Origin of the sequence: Psychromonas sp. 14N.309.X.WAT.B.A12, from assembly GCF_030397575.1 — a bacterium.
GTDB lineage: Bacteria > Pseudomonadota > Gammaproteobacteria > Enterobacterales > Psychromonadaceae > Psychromonas.
In genome coordinates this window covers 169,016-182,553 of record NZ_JAPNXS010000003.1, presented here as the reverse complement: position 1 = coordinate 182,553, position 13,538 = coordinate 169,016, and the positions used below count along the sequence as shown (strand labels likewise).

At 38.4% G+C, this 13,538-nt stretch carries 17 protein-coding genes; all 17 read right to left on the bottom strand.

Annotation, left to right across the window (positions count from 1 at the left end; genetic code table 11):
• Positions 1–12: 12 nt before the first annotated feature.
• A complete protein-coding gene (ccmE, locus tag OW492_RS05695; protein WP_290038972.1) occupies positions 13–477 on the bottom strand; it encodes a cytochrome c maturation protein CcmE in 465 nt (154 codons plus the stop codon).
• A complete protein-coding gene (gene ccmD / locus OW492_RS05690) occupies positions 474–680 on the bottom strand; it encodes a heme exporter protein CcmD (protein WP_290038971.1) in 207 nt (68 codons plus the stop codon). Before ccmD ends, ccmE begins: the two co-directional genes overlap by 4 nt.
• A gap of 1 nt (position 681) precedes the next feature.
• Positions 682–1,428, bottom strand: a complete 747-nt coding sequence (gene ccmC, locus OW492_RS05685) for a heme ABC transporter permease CcmC (RefSeq protein ID WP_290038970.1) — start codon at positions 1,426–1,428, stop codon at positions 682–684.
• A 25-nt stretch (positions 1,429–1,453) separates the two neighbouring features.
• Positions 1,454–2,122: a heme exporter protein CcmB gene (gene ccmB / locus OW492_RS05680; protein ID WP_290038969.1), complete on the bottom strand. Its 669-nt coding sequence runs from the start codon at positions 2,120–2,122 to the stop codon at positions 1,454–1,456.
• Positions 2,115–2,753: a cytochrome c biogenesis heme-transporting ATPase CcmA gene (ccmA, locus tag OW492_RS05675; protein WP_290038968.1), complete on the bottom strand. Its 639-nt coding sequence runs from the start codon at positions 2,751–2,753 to the stop codon at positions 2,115–2,117. The genes ccmB and ccmA overlap by 8 nt, the downstream gene beginning before the upstream one ends.
• Positions 2,754–3,072: 319 nt before the next feature.
• Complete coding sequence (locus tag OW492_RS05670) at positions 3,073–3,465, bottom strand: DUF2802 domain-containing protein (protein ID WP_290038967.1); 393 nt, start codon at positions 3,463–3,465, stop codon at positions 3,073–3,075.
• Between the two features lie 26 nt (positions 3,466–3,491).
• A complete protein-coding gene (locus OW492_RS05665) occupies positions 3,492–3,980 on the bottom strand; it encodes a chemotaxis protein CheW (protein WP_290038966.1) in 489 nt (162 codons plus the stop codon).
• Positions 3,981–4,027: 47 nt separating this feature from the next.
• Positions 4,028–4,693, bottom strand: coding sequence for a chemotaxis protein CheW (locus OW492_RS05660; RefSeq protein ID WP_290038965.1), 666 nt, complete (start codon positions 4,691–4,693; stop codon positions 4,028–4,030).
• Positions 4,694–5,467 (bottom strand): ParA family protein, encoded by a 774-nt coding sequence (locus OW492_RS05655; protein WP_290038964.1) that lies wholly within the window; start codon positions 5,465–5,467, stop codon positions 4,694–4,696.
• A gap of 2 nt (positions 5,468–5,469) precedes the next feature.
• Positions 5,470–6,426, bottom strand: coding sequence for a flagellar motor protein MotB (locus OW492_RS05650; RefSeq protein ID WP_290038963.1), 957 nt, complete (start codon positions 6,424–6,426; stop codon positions 5,470–5,472).
• Positions 6,426–7,178: a flagellar motor protein gene (locus OW492_RS05645; protein WP_290038962.1), complete on the bottom strand. Its 753-nt coding sequence runs from the start codon at positions 7,176–7,178 to the stop codon at positions 6,426–6,428. The genes OW492_RS05650 and OW492_RS05645 overlap by 1 nt, the downstream gene beginning before the upstream one ends.
• On the bottom strand, positions 7,171–8,310 hold the full coding sequence (locus tag OW492_RS05640; RefSeq protein WP_290038961.1) for a chemotaxis response regulator protein-glutamate methylesterase: 1,140 nt from the start codon (positions 8,308–8,310) through the stop codon (positions 7,171–7,173). Before OW492_RS05640 ends, OW492_RS05645 begins: the two co-directional genes overlap by 8 nt.
• Before the next feature lie 11 nt (positions 8,311–8,321).
• Positions 8,322–10,589, bottom strand: a complete 2,268-nt coding sequence (locus tag OW492_RS05635; RefSeq protein WP_290038960.1) for a chemotaxis protein CheA — start codon at positions 10,587–10,589, stop codon at positions 8,322–8,324.
• Between the two features lie 12 nt (positions 10,590–10,601).
• Positions 10,602–11,366, bottom strand: coding sequence for a protein phosphatase CheZ (locus OW492_RS05630; RefSeq protein ID WP_290038959.1), 765 nt, complete (start codon positions 11,364–11,366; stop codon positions 10,602–10,604).
• A 15-nt stretch (positions 11,367–11,381) separates the two neighbouring features.
• On the bottom strand, positions 11,382–11,765 hold the full coding sequence (gene cheY / locus OW492_RS05625) for a chemotaxis response regulator CheY (RefSeq protein ID WP_290038958.1): 384 nt from the start codon (positions 11,763–11,765) through the stop codon (positions 11,382–11,384).
• Between the two features lie 144 nt (positions 11,766–11,909).
• Entirely contained in the window at positions 11,910–12,620 is a 711-nt protein-coding gene (locus tag OW492_RS05620) for an RNA polymerase sigma factor FliA (RefSeq protein ID WP_290038957.1), read from the bottom strand.
• 41 nt (positions 12,621–12,661) lie between these two features.
• Entirely contained in the window at positions 12,662–13,534 is an 873-nt protein-coding gene (locus tag OW492_RS05615; RefSeq protein WP_290038956.1) for a MinD/ParA family protein, read from the bottom strand.
• Positions 13,535–13,538 lie beyond the last annotated feature (4 nt).

The window sequence follows — 13,538 nt, the reverse complement described above, 5'->3', positions numbered from 1 at the left end:
AATATTGCCCTTTTATTGTTCGGTTTTTAAATTAGACATACCTTTAACAGCATCAGCTACTTCGGGCGGCATGTAATCTTCATCATGTTTTGCCAACACTTCAAAAGCATCAACACTATTTTTACTTTTTAAAGTACCTTGAGCAACGATACCTTGCCCCTCTCGAAACAGATCTGGCAAGATCCCATCGAAATACACAGTCACTTGTCCCGCTTTGTTGTCTACTAAATCAAAACTCACCTTCAGACTATCAGGGTCACGTTTCACCGAACCAGTCAAAACCATACCGCCAACACGTAAACGTTGTCCTATCTCAGGTTTAACACCGGTTTCATTTTTCCCCTCTAAAATCTCATTAGGAGTATAAAACAGGTCGATATTCTGTTGTAAAGCAAACAGAGTTAAGCCCATTGCCAAGGATAAACCAAAGATCAAAGAGCAGGTAATCAATAAACGTTTTTTACGCCTAGGATTCATAAACTATGCTCTCTATTATTAGCTGCTTTTATACGTTTTTCACGTTGAAGGCGTTGCTCTACTTGCTTCAATATTTTTTTACGGGTCAATACGCTATGGGTAATTAAGGCGATCACACTGACGATAGAAACCCCATAGGCTAGCCAAACATAAAAGCTATATCCTCCCATTGCAATAAAATCTGAAAATGATGTAAACGCCATATTAACCTCGCCCTTTAATTTGCACTAACTTAATCACCCAAGCTCGGTGTTGTTCTCTTTGTAATAACTCACTACGAAAACGATATAAGATCATAACCCCCAGAAAAGTGGCAAAACTAAAAATCATAATTAGCAGAGGAATTAGCATTTCAGTAGCAATAGAGGGCTGTTCAAACTTCGTGATTGTGGCACCTTGATGCAAGGTATTCCACCACACCACTGAAAAATGAATAATCGGTAAATTAATGACCCCCACTAAAGTTAAAATAGAAGCCGCTCTACCTGCTAATACTTTATCGGAAAATGCATTATATAAAGCGATAATCCCCATATAAACAAATAACAAAATTAACTCAGAGGTTAGTCTCGCATCCCAAACCCACCACGCGCCCCACATTGGTTTCCCCCATGCAGCGCCTGTAAATAATGCAATAAAAGTATAGATAGCTCCAACAGGTGCGGCAGCTGCAACAGCCATTTCAGCTAAACGTAGCTGCCAAACAAGGCCAATAAAAGCGGCAATAGCCATAGTTGAATAAGCGGCCATCGCCATCATGGCAGCGGGAACATGAATATAGATAATACGAAAACTATCACCCTGCTGGTAATCAGCCGGAGCAAATGCAAGCCCCCAAACAATGCCAATGATGAAACTCGGTATTGTTAATACCAGAAACCACGGCATCAACTTACCCGCTAGTGCATAACTGTGCTCAGCTTTGGCGTAAGGATGTAACCACTTCCACATAATTAAATCTCTAATTTAAACATAGTTAACTGACACTGACCCGTAATGCGGCGGCGATAGCAAAAGGCGCTAAGGTAATTGCACCTACTAACATAGCTAATAACAGAGCGATAAATCCTAAGTATGATTGCCCAAAAGAGGCAGCCTCAATAGCCATGGTAGAAAAAATTAAAATAGGAATACTAAAGGGCAACATGATTAAACTCAACAATATTCCACCTTTACGCAAACCCACAGTTAATGCAACCCCAATAGCGCCTAATAGACTTAATATTGGTGTTCCAATGAGTAGCGTTAGAAAAAGTGCACAAAAAGCATCCATCTTTAATGATAAAAAAACCGCTAATAAAGGAGAAACTAGTAAAATAGGCAAACCTGTTAATACCCAGTGGCCAAATATTTTAGCGCTGACTAACCAAGCCAATGGATAAGGTGAAAGCATCATTTGCTCTAGTGACCCATCGATGAAATCATCTTTAAAAAGGCGCTCAAAAGAAAGTAATGCAGCTAATAATGCCGCTACCCAAATAATACCGGGCGCAATACGAGATAATAAAGTGGGATCAGAGCCTAAACCTAAGGGGAATAAGGTCACCACAATAACAAAAAACCAAATTGGATTTAAAATGGCACTTTGATGGCGAAATGCAGCCAATAAATCTTGACGAACCACCTGCACAAAAGCATCAAACATATTGTTCCTCTTCAGCTGGCGCACTTAATCTTAGTTTTTTATAAGCTGATTCAGGTATAGATAGCTCATGATGTGTGGTTAAAACAATGGCTCCACCTTGCTCTGCGTGCTTAATGAGACGTTTTTCAAGCACCTGAACGGCATGTTTATCAAGGGAAGTAAAAGGTTCATCAAGTATCCATAATTTACAATCAGTGATATACATTCTAGCTAACGCAATACGTCGTTGTTGCCCCGCAGAAAGCTGTGCAGCTGGGACATACTCGTAACCAACTAACCCGACCATAAGCAATGCTTCAAATAGGTCTGCATCAGCTTGTGTAGAATATAAACGTTGAAAAGATTGCAGATTTTCTAGAACGGTTAATTCAGGTTTTATCCCAGATTTATGTCCTAGATAAAGGAGTGCTTTATAATAACTTTCTCGTTGTTTGATGATGTTTTCTTGTTGCCAATAAATATCACCAGAATAAGCTGAGGACAAGCCCGTCAATAAGCGTAATAAACTGGTTTTACCCGCGCCATTAGGCCCTTCTAGATGTAATATTTCACCAGCAGAAAGCATGAAGTTTAACTGTTTAAACAAAACACGTTGTTCTCGAACACAAGTTAAGTTTCTGCACTCAAGCATTAATGCTTACCCTTATTAAAAGACAATCAAAATAGCAGAGGATCCTAACATAGAAAACACACATGAGTAACTATCAGCAAGGGCTAGTAACAGTAAGAAAAAGTATGAGTATTATAAGAGCAATGATAAAAGAAAACCTAAGTGAGGTAATATTGAGTTAAACACTCAAAAAATAGCGTAATTAATGGGCCACTCTGCAGCCAATAAGGTCGAAGTGAATGTGATTAGCCAACTTGTTTGTGATTAATCACACAATTCACTATCTAAATAATAAACTGCCTAAAAAGCTATTAAGTGGTGCTTCAGAGGTGTATAGCCATTATTTACGATGTAAATTTAATAATAACTCAGCCTCTGCACGTGGTAATTCACATTCCTGCATTAACTCTTCAATACTCGCTCCTAACTCAACCATTTTAGTGGCACGGGTATAGAGTCTATTTTCAGGCGCAGAAGCCACTAGGTCTACTTGATGCTCTTGTATCTTATTTACCGTATGATCAAGTTGCTTTAACTTTTTACCTAAGCCTATTGCTCCAGAGTGCACCTCTGAAAATTGCTTTTTATTACTTTCTTGCTGCGCTAATAGAGACTTAACCAGTATTTCAAGACTACGGTTTTTCTTATTTACTCTTTTCAATAAAAAAAGCGTCGTAGCAAAACTCACAATGACTAACAAAATAGCTAGCCAAGGAATATATTGTATAAACATATGCACCTAATTTAGGTAATAATCACTTACAGTAAATGTAGCTCATCCCATTCGTCATCAGTAAGTAATTTATTAAGATCAACTAAAATTAATAAACCACTATCACGATTACATACACCTTGGATGAATTGTGAGCTTTCTTCAGTCCCCACATGCGGCGCAGCTTCGATCTCTGATTTCTTCAAGTACACCACTTCAGCAACACTATCTACTAAAATACCGATAACTTGCTTTTCTGCTTCAATAATTACAATACGAGTACTATCAGTAATATCAGCAGGCATTAATCCAAAACGAGTACGTGTATCGATAACAGTTACCACATTACCACGAAGATTAATGATACCTAATACATACTGTGGTGCGCCAGGTACGGCAGCAATTTCAGTATAACGTAAGATTTCTTGCACTTGCATTACGTTAATACCGTAGGTTTCGTTATCTAAAAGAAACGTTACACGTTGTAAAATTTCATCGTTAGACGTTTTATCTGACAAACTAGATTCTCTATTCATTTTATCTCTACTTAAAATTATTGGTTAATTAAATTCAGCTTAAAAATTTAGCTGCGAATGTCCATTCCCTGATCTAATAATTTCACTAGCTCTTCAGCATGGATTAAAGCACACATTTTTTGCTTAACCATCCCAGCGAGCCATGGTCGTGAGCCTTTTTCCTCACGCCATCTAATTTGGTCTTTATTTAGCGTTTCAGTGCCAATTAACTTTTCACAAGATAAACCCCAAGCGGTACTACCTAATAAAATAAAATGGCTATATTGAAGATCCTCAGCATTTTTGTCTAATTGTAACCAAGATGCCGTATCAACGATGTTGTATAGCCTTTCATTATGGCTCATCACGCCACGAAACCAAGCTGGCTTACCCATTAAAAAGTTAAGTGAATCACTTAACTGATAAATCCCGCCTAAATCAGTTAACGGAATAGCAAAAGTCACCTGATTTAATTCGAAGAACAAAACTTGAAAATTATCTTCAACCTGAAGATTTTTCCACTGCTCAGCAGGTGCTGGTTCCTCTTCATCACTGGCTTTTTCAACGCCTACAATAGACTCAGAAAAAACCAAGTTCTTTGGTAATGTTGATACATCCACAGGAATAGGATCTGCAAACTCTGTTTGCTTGTTCTCTGGTTGCTCTGTAGCTTGGTCATCTCGAAGCATTGAATCAAAATAGTTTTTCATTGCTTCGTTGTTGTTATTCTTCATCTAATTATGCTCGGTTTGTAACAAATAATTTAACAAAGTTTCATAGGCAAATGCCCCTCGACAGTTCTTTGTATACTGCGAGATTGGTAGATGCGCTAAACTCGCATCTCTGAATTTAGTATCGATTGGAATGACACCTTTCCATACTTTGCCCTGATAAGTTTTTTGTAAATCATTTAACGTATTAATTGACGCTCTGGTTCGTTTATCAAACATAGTAGGAATAATGCAATAATTAAAGTCATTGCCCTTAGAATATTGCATTATTCCCAAGGTTTGTACCATTCTTTGTAAGCCCTTTGAGGCTAAAAACTCAGTTTGTACTGGGATCAAAATACGTTCGCAAGCAGCTAATGCATTCACCATCATTACCCCTAATACAGGAGGACAATCTATCAATACAAAGTCGTAATCATCTTCTACTAATTTTAGTTGTTTCTTTAAGAACAACCCCATCCCTTCTTGGTTTCCTAATACTCTATCCAAGGTAGCTAATGACATAGAAGCAGGAATCAAAGAGAGGTTATCAATTTCCGTTGGTAAGATAAGTTGTAATAATCCAGACCGAGTTGTTGCTGGGTCTTGAAACAAATCATATAAACTAACCGGTAACTGGTCTGAGTCATATTGTAAATAACTGGTTAATGATGCATGTGGGTCCGTATCAATTAACAATACACGGTAACCTCGGTCTACCAATAATCCTGCCAGTGAAATCACAGTCGTGGTTTTACCTACCCCACCTTTTTGGTTTGAAATCGTCCAAATTTTCACCTTCACTCCTGCCTTGTTGTAATGATGAGTCGCCCATCTGGACGGTATATTTCACGAATTTCATCGCTATCTGGTGTTACTACACGTGGAACCTCTGGCTCTACTACTTCATTATTTTTACTTTTATTTTCAACCACTTCCTTTTCAAATACAGCATATTTAGAAATGGCAATCACAACTCGTCGACTTTTAAGTTTATCCTCAACACCATTCTCATTGATAACAGGCTGAAATTTCCCATAGGCTTCAATCACCATGCGGTGTTGACCCACACCTTGCTCACTCAATGCTTTTAATACACTGATTGCTCGCATGGCTGACAATTCCCAGTTCGATGCATATATTTCATTAGAAATATTATCTGGGTCTGTATATCCACGAAGCCTAAGCATATTGTTAACCGGTGATAAAACGTTAGCTATCTGTTTAATATTACGTTTTGCACCATTTAATAAAGTATGGCTAGCATTAGCAAATAACAAGGGGCCACTCATTTCAATGGTTAACCAATCACCATTTAAGTCGACACTAAATGCCCCACTTTCTAATTCTGTTTTTAATGCTGATTCTAAGGATAACTGTAACGCTTGTAATGACTTCCCGGTATAAGTTTGTGCAGGGCTAGATAGTTGTTCACTTTCAAGCTCACTTACATGCCCTAATGCAAAATCTTCTCCGTCACTGAGTAAAGCTGGCCCAGTATTCTCTTTTATATCATTACTGCGTTTAGTTAAAATACCATTCGCATTCGACCCACTATGTGGTGCCTCGACAAATTTGCTCGCTTGCTGAATAATTTCAATTACCTCTTGATACTTTTCTTCATTATTCGAAGAGACTGCATACAAAACAACAAATAGCGCAAACATCAAAGTCATATAATCTGCATAGGAAACCGTCCAACGATGGACATGATTACTATGCGCTTTATGTGCGTTACGTCTATGATAAATAGGCATTAGTAAACCGCTCTAGCTAAATACCCATGTAATCGACGCTCTAGTAACAAGCTATTTTCACCATGTGCAATGGCAATCACACCTACCATGGTCATTTCGTTAAATAACGCCTTATGCTGGTAATTCAAACGTATTTTGTTGGCAATCGGTAAGAACAAAAAGTTTGCAAAAGCCACACCATATATAGTTGCGACAAATGCAACAGCAATGCCTTGACCTAACAGCTCAGGTTGGTCAAGAAACGCCATTGCTTGGATAAGGCCTAATACGGCTCCGATAATTCCTATGGTCGGGCTGTAGCCTCCCATTGCATCGAAGACTTGAGCACTGCGCTCATGTTGGTCCATTTCTAATTCAATTTCTTGCTCTAAGATCTGTTGTAAATCAACCGGATCACAGCCATCAATGAGCATTGCTAGGGCCATTTCTGAAAAATGATCTAAGCCTTCATTGTTTTGCTTTTCTAAACTTAACAACCCTTCTTGTCGCGAGATGACTGACCAACGTTTTATTAATGTTATCTGCGTATCCAACAGTACCGATGGTTTTGCAAATAAACTTAACAATTGTTTAAAGGCATGACTTAATTGCTTGACTGAAGATTGAATTAAAATGGCACCTAGTGTGCCGCCAAAAACAATCAAAAATGCAGCAAAATCAAAGAGGCTACTCAAAGGGGCATCATGATAAAGCTGTGCAAAAACAATGCTTACAGCAATAACAATAAAACCAAGTAGCCCTATTTTACTCATGCTTTAATTCCACTAATATCCGTTGAGCAACTTGATCTAATGGTATTGACTCTGTTGCAATGCCTGCCTTAGCAACCGCTTGAGGCATACCATAAACAACACAACTTGCTTCATCTTGCGCCCAGATTTCAGCACCTTTATCTTTCAATAAACGAGCGCCATCTCGACCATCCGCTCCCATACCAGTCAAGATAACAGCTAATACTTTGCTGCCGTAAGATTTAGATAATGAAGCAAAGGTAATATCAACACTTGGTTTATAGTTTAATGCTTCATTACCTGGGTGTATTTTAATTTGGCCATTCGGACCAATTAACATCTGTTTGCCACCTGGTGCTAAATAAGCACAGCCAGGCTTTAAAATATCCCCCGTAGCCGCTTCTTTAACTGATATTTTACAATTACTATTGAGTCTATCAGCAAAGGCTTTGGTAAACGTACCCGGCATATGTTGAACTAAGACAATAGGTAATTTAAAGTGTGCCGGTAAAGCTGTTAGTATTTTTTGTAATGCAACGGGGCCTCCCGTTGAAGTACCAATCGCTAACACATTATAATTCTTACCAGATGCTTTATGGCGTTTAATAGGTGATGGCTTAGCAGTTAGTTCACTGCGATCGTTGATCGTTGATAAACGGTTCAAAGTAGGTTTTACAACCGTACTTGTGTTACTAGTTAGCGTTGGAGATGCCTTCGCTGTAATCCCTGATTTTTTATCAGCAACTCGCATAACACGACGTTTAGCAATTTGTTGAATACGCTGCTGTAGTAACGTTGTCGCTTCTTCTTTATCGCGAGCAATATCTTCAAACTTTTTAGGTAAAAAGTCACAAGCACCTGCTTCTAAAGCATCTAACGTAGCACTCGCACCTTGGTGAGTTAATGATGAAAACATTAAAATAGGTGTCGGAGCGACATCCATTATTTTTTGTACCGCTGTAATGCCATCCATTATCGGCATTTCAACATCCATGGTAATCACATCAGGTTTGTGTTTGAGTACCATCTCAATAGATTCTTTACCGTTATTAGCCGTCGCGATAACTTCTAAGTGAGGAGATGCATTGATAATCTCACTTACTCGACGACGAAAAAAATTAGAATCATCGACTACTAACACTTTGATTGCCATTTACAGTTCCTTTATGCGTAATGCTTTAATAAGCTAGGTAGATCTAAAATCAAAGCAATACCACCATCACTAGTAATGGTTGCACCAGCCATCCCAGGTGTACCTGATAGCAATTTATCTAAGGCTTTAATAACGACTTCTTCTTGTCCTAATAATCCATCCACTACAAATGCTACTTGTTGGATACCAAGTTGAACGATAACAACATGTCCTAAGCCATCCGCTTTCTCATTACGAGGTGCTTGTGGCGCGAGCCAATCTCGTAGATAAAATAATGGTACGGCATGATCACGAATTACTACGGTTAATTGTCCATTGACCACATTAGTTTTTGCTAAATCAAAATGGAAAATTTCATTTACGTTAGTTAAAGGTAATGCAAATGTTTGATTCGCGACTAACACCATTAAGGTCGGCAAAATCGCTAAGGTTAGCGGGACTTTAATCTCTAAACGTGTGCCTTTACCAATTTCGGAGTCGATAGAGATGGTACCGTTTAACTTAGTAATACTGGTTTTAACCACATCCATGCCAACACCGCGGCCAGAAATATCCGATATTTCTACTTTAGTAGAGAAACCTGGCGCAAAGATAAGTGAATAAGCATCTTTATCAGTCATACGCTCAGCCGCATCTTGATCTAAGATGCCTTTACCGATAGCAATTTGTTTTAACTTCTCTGCATCCATACCAGCGCCATCATCTTGGATAACTAGCAAGATATGATCACCTTCCTGTGCAGCTGATAGTAAGACTCTACCTTGTGTTTCTTTACCTGATTGCATTCTAATTTCAGGCATTTCAATACCGTGGTCCACAGAGTTTCGCACTAAATGCACCAATGGATCGGCTAATGCTTCCACTAGATTTTTATCTAAATCGGTCTCTTCACCCACTAAATCTAAGCGAATATTTTTTCCAAGTTGACGAGCTAAATCCCTGACCACACGAGGAAACTTACCAAATACCTTTTTAATAGGTTGCATTCGGGTTTTCATCACAGAGCCTTGTAGATCACTGGTAACGATCGCCAAGTTAGCTACTGCCCGAGATATTTCTTCATTTTCGGAGGTAGATTCTAGACTCACTAATCTATTACGAACCAGTACCAGTTCTCCAACCATATTCATGATTTCATCAAGGGTACTTGTATCAACACGGACGGTTTGTTCTGCTTGAGGTTTAACAGGTACTTTTGCAGCTGGCTTTTTCTCAGCTGCAGGTTGAGGTTTAACTGCTGCTGGAGTGGGTGCCGCTTTAACAGGTTCAGACTGAGTAACTGAAGGAGTAGTTTTAGGTGTTTGTTTGACTGTTTCCTGTATAACAGGAGCAGCCGTATTCATTTTACCTACACCATGTAATTCATCTAAGAGAGACTCAAATTCATCTTCTGTAATTTCATCAGAAACAGGTGCTGGTTTTTCAACCTTAGGAGCACCACTATGAGTTCCTTTACCATGAAGTTCGTCTAGTAAATTCTCAAACTCATCCTCACTAATTTCATCACTGGCAACGTTTTCTGGAGCTTTATCAGCCTTTGCAGGTTTATCTCCATGCTTACCGCTACCATGAAGCTCATCTAGCAGTGATTCAAATTCATCTTCTGTAATCTCATCACTAGTGGCTTGATTTTCTGGTGTTGAAACCACAGGAGTAGGGGAATGTTTGCCTGCTCCATGTAAATCATCTAATAAGCTTTCGAACTCATCTTCTGTAATTTCATCACTTACTGCCTGTGCAGGGGAATCAGCGTCAGGTTTAGTGTGTAATTCATCTAATAGACTTTCGAATTCAGCTTCGTTAATGTCGTCAATACTACTTCCAGTAGCTTGCACCGTTTCTGCAACAGGTTCAGGAACTTCATCGACAATAGACTCAGCAGTTTCTGCTTCAGGCTTACTTAATCGGTGTAATGACTCTAAAATATCTGAAGAGGCTTTTTCTGCAGCTTCACCATTTTGTACCGCAGAGAACTGTTCATTGATAATGTCTAATGCAGCTAAAATGGTATCCATTAACTCAGAATCAACTGAACGGGCTCCTTGACGTAATCCATCAAATACATTTTCAGCACCATGGCATGTTTCAACCAGCTCAGTTAATGATAGAAAGCCTGCTCCTCCTTTAACGGTATGAAAGCCGCGGAAGATTGCATTTAATAATTCAACATCATTTGGATTATTTTCTAATTCAACAAGTTGTTCTGAGAGTAACTCTAGAATCTCTCCTGCTTCAACTAAAAAATCCTGCAGGATCTCATCATCTACTTCAAATGTCATTTCCTAGTTCCTTTAAAATCCTAAGCTTGAAAGCAGGTCATCTACGTCGTCTTGTCCGTTGACAACGTCAGTACGGGATTCGGCATCAATAATTGGCCCTTCCGTTTTAATAGTATTCTTCGTTTCTTTAACTGAACTTTGTTTTTCAACAGAAGAATCTAACTCACTTTGTTTACTGCATACTTTTAGAATAACCACTAATTTCGATTCAATTTCTTGTACTAGTTCGATCACGCGGTTAATAATTTGACCAGTTAAATCTTGGAACTCTTGTGCCATTAAAATTTCAGTTAATTTATCGCGTAACTGATTTGCACTCTGTTTCGAATAATTTAAAAAATCATCCACTGAATGACACATTAATTTAAACTCACCTAAAGCTAAATCACGAGTCATTAGATTGCTCCAACTTGGCATAACCTCATCCAAGTCATTAATCAACTTATCAGTCACAGGTAAACAATGATCAATTGCATCCATAGTGGTATTGGCTGCTTTGTCAGTCATTTCAATAACGTAATTCAAACGATTTTTTGCATCAGGTAAATCATGACCAGCTAAATCTAATAAACGCGTATCATTATGAAAACTTAGTAATGCTTCATGTAACTCACGGGTTAACTCGCCCACTTGCCCAAACAAGACGCTTTCAGTGGTATTAAAATGTTTAACACTTTCTACAATTTTATTAGCATCTTCTATTTGGTCTGCTTCTAAATGTGCAACTAAGGCTTTAGCTTCTGAAAGTGATAGGTGTGGCATTACATTATTTGCCATACTTAACTCCTTAAATTAAGCTAAACGCTCAAAGATTTTGTCTAATTTTTCTTTCAATGTACCTGCAGTAAACGGCTTAATTATGTAACCGTTAACACCAGCTTGTGCAGCTTCAATGATTTGCTCTCGCTTTGCTTCTGCAGTTACCATTAATACTGGAAGATGTTTTAAATTAGGGTCTTTACGGATCTCTTTTAACAGTTGGATCCCTTCCATAATTGGCATATTCCAATCAGTTACAACAAACTCGAAGTCACCGTTTTTTAACATCGGCAACGCCGTGTGACCATCATCTGCTTCAAATGTATTGGTAAAACCTAAGTCCCTTAATAAGTTTTTAATTATCCTTCTCATTGTCGAAAAATCATCAACAATTAAAACCTTCATTTCTTTATTCAAAATATTCCCCTAGAACAAAAATCTACCTATATCTATATATATGTTATATATAGATAAAAATTGCAAAAAAATACATTAATTTTTTAAATTATCTTTAGCTCAACACGATAATGTGAGCCACTACAGATAATTACCCCTTAATAGTTACATTTTAGCAGAGTTAACTTTAGATTTCAGTTTATGCAAAGCTTGGCTAAGAATTTGACTGACGCGAGACTCACTCACCTCTAAAATTAACCCTATTTCTTTTAAATTTAATTCTTCGTCGTAATACAGAGATAATACTAATGCCTCTCTTTGTGGAAGAGTCTCTATCATCTCAGCTAATTGCTTTGTAAATTGGTTTTCAGCAACATTATCAAAAGTGCTATCTGCTGTTGCACTAGTTTGTGCGAACATATCATTAGGATTGGGCAAATCCTCATAAGCTACTAATTTGGCACAATTTACGTCTTGTAACATTTTTTGGTATTCACCCAGTGTTACTTGCAAATAATTGGCCACTTCTACTTCAGTTGCACTTTCACCCGTTTGCTTTTCTACCGCATCAATTGCTGCTGCAATGGTACGACTGTTCTTGTGAACGGAACGAGGAACCCAATCTCCTTTACGCATCTCATCAAGCATCGCACCGCGAATACGAATACCGGCAAATGTCTCAAAGCTTGCGCCTTTAGTTGCATCAAAATTACGCGCGGCTTCTAATAAACCGATCATGCCAGACTGCACAAGATCATCGACTAATACATTAGCAGGCAATCGAGCCATTAAATGGTATGCAATTTTTTGTACTAACTCTGAATGACGACCAATCAAATCAGATGTATCAGATTGATATCCCTGCGCTTTAATCACTTATAAACATTCCCGCTTTAGTTATTATCTATAACAGCTATCTATAAAAGTTCTTTAATACTTTCATCGTTATCGTTTAATAATAATTTTTCAATGAAAAACTCTAAATGTCCACCCGGTTGATGTGGGATCGGCCAATCAGTGGCACGGTTTGCTAATGCTTTAAATGCCAAAGATGCAGGGGTTTTAGGGAAGGCATCAACCACAGTTTTTTGCTTTCTAACAGCTTGACGCACATTGCCATCAAAAGGAATACAAGCAACCAGCTCTAAAGAAGCATCCAAAAAACGATCTGTTACTCGGGTAAGCTTAGTAAAAAGGTCTTGTCCTTCACGGAGACTGCGTACCATATTCGCGACGATCTTGAAACGATACACACCATTTTGCTTACTTAGTATCTTAATCAATGCATAGGCATCGGTGATAGAAGTAGGCTCATCACACACTACCATCAACACATCTTGCGCAGCTTGAGCAAAACTAACCACCATATTTGAAATACCAGCAGCGGTATCAATTAATAAGATATCAATAGGCGTTTGTAATGAACTGAATGCTTGAATCAATCCCGCATGTTCAACATCTGTTAATTCAACCATAGATTGCGTACCAGAAGTTGCTGGGATGATCATCACCCCTTCTGGACCATGAACAATCACTTCGTCTAACGTACATTCACCAGATAACACATGAGAAAGATTTTTAATTACTCGGATACCCAATAAAACATCGACATTTGCTAGTCCTAAATCGGCATCAAGTATCATTACTCGCTTACCCATTTTTGCAAGCGATACAGCCATATTAAGCGTTACATTAGTTTTACCTACGCCGCCTTTACCGCCAGTTACTGCAATAACTTTCACTTGGTGATTTGCCATTCGTCTTAACCCGCTTGCTTGATCTGCCATCATCTTA